The sequence below is a fragment of the Lactobacillus nasalidis genome (genome assembly GCF_016587775.1).
Classification (GTDB): Bacteria; Bacillota; Bacilli; order Lactobacillales; family Lactobacillaceae; genus Lactobacillus; species Lactobacillus nasalidis.
In genome coordinates this window covers 1-1,664 of record NZ_BOCG01000425.1, presented here as the reverse complement: position 1 = coordinate 1,664, position 1,664 = coordinate 1, and the positions used below count along the sequence as shown (strand labels likewise).

General features: G+C 55.8%; 2 protein-coding genes. One reads left to right on the top strand and one right to left on the bottom strand.

The window, feature by feature from the left end:
* Nucleotides 1-812: RluA family pseudouridine synthase (locus lacNas_RS07865; protein ID WP_201346756.1), on the bottom strand; the 812-nt coding region annotated here is incomplete at its 3' end.
* A gap of 142 nt (nt 813-954) precedes the next feature.
* Between lacNas_RS07865 and lacNas_RS07860 the strand changes: the two genes are divergently transcribed.
* A partial coding sequence (locus tag lacNas_RS07860) for a transglycosylase domain-containing protein (protein WP_201346755.1) occupies nt 955-1,664 on the top strand: 710 nt, incomplete at its 3' end.

Sequence of the window (1,664 nt, the reverse complement as noted above, 5' to 3'; positions counted from 1 at the left end):
TCAAAGCTGTACGGCTTGACAAAAGACAGCCGCCAGCCGGTCAAGGCCAGGTCTTCGCTGCCGCATCCCGGATTATAGAGGGGATCGCCTACGATCGGCCAGCCGCAGGCGGCCAGGTGCACCCGGATCTGGTGGGTCCGGCCGGTTTCCAGGCTCACCAGCAGCTTTGCCCGCCGTCCCTGCCGGCTGAGAACCTGGTAGTGGCTGATGGCCCGCAGGCCGTCGGGGCGCACCTGTCTTTTTCTCTGGTCAAGCGGGTCCTGGCCGATCGGTAGATCGATCGTGCCCTGGTCGGGCAAAGCTTTTTCCAAATCAACCGTGGCCAGGTAGTCCCGCTTGAGGGTCTTGCTGGTCAGCTGCCGGTTCAAAATCGGCACGACGGCCGGATTCTTGGCAACCAGCAGCAGGCCGCCAGTCAGCATGTCCAGCCGGTGGACGATATAGGGACTGTAGCCCAGGTAGCTGGCGCAGTCGTTCAAGGCTGTGCCGTTTTCTCCCTGGTTGGGGTGGGTCTTCTGTCCTTTGGGCTTGTCGATGACCAGAACGTTGTCGTCTTCATAGATGACGTGCGGCAGGCGGCCGCTGGGCGGGTAGCTGCCTTGAAGGGATTCGACCTGGTCCAGGTAGAGGTCGATCTGGTCGCCGGCCTGGACTGGCTGGTTGAAGCTGCGGTATTCGCCGTTGACCAGCACCTGCCGTTCGGTCCGCAGGTAATGGCGCCATTTGCGCGGAATCAGCAGGGCCCGCAGCAGGTCGCTGACGGAAGCTGCCGGCCGGTCACTGGGATAGGTTAAACTGAAATGGTAAATCATGATTGTGTCTTTTTCATCTTTCTTAAAAGCTTTCTGCCCCAGTTAAGAAATGGATAACTTGCCGCTGCCAGCGTGGTTGCCGGCAGCTTTTATGTTAAAATCAAACTGTTTAGACTATGTTCTAACAAAGGAGCAGATATAAATGGAAAACAGGCGCAAAGCGCGAAAACAAGCAAACGACCTCCAGCCCAAACACAGGCTGCGGGGCTGGCTCAAACGCATCAACTACCGTTTCCAGCTGGTAAGATGGTTGATCTTGATCGTTTTAAGCCTATTTTTAGCCGTATCTTCTTATTATACATTTAAAGTCAAAACAGCCAACCTGTCCAACCTGCAGGCTTCGCTGGCCCAAACTACGGTGATCTACGACCAAAACGGCAAGAAGGCCGGGTCGGTTTCATCGGGCAAGGGGACTTACGTCAGCTTGAGCAAGATCTCAAAGAACGTGCAAAAAGCCGTCATCGCGACTGAAGACCGGACTTTTTGGACCAATATCGGGATCAGCCCCAAGGGGATTGCCCGGGCAGCCGTCAGTTACGTCATCCACCACGGCACCATTGCCGGCGGTGGGTCAACGATTACCCAGCAGCTGGTGAAGAACTCGATTCTGACCCAGCAGCAGACCCTGTCCAGGAAGGTTGAAGAAATGTTCTACGCCATCCAGGTAACCAAGGTCTATTCTAAAAAGCAGATTCTGGCCATGTACTTAAACAATGCCTACTTCGGCAATGGGGTATACGGGGTCCAAGATGCCAGCCGCAAATACTTCGGCAAAAACGCCAGTCAGCTGACGGTGGCGGAAGGGGCGACTCTGGCGGCAATTCTGCGGAATCCGTCCTACTACAACCCGAT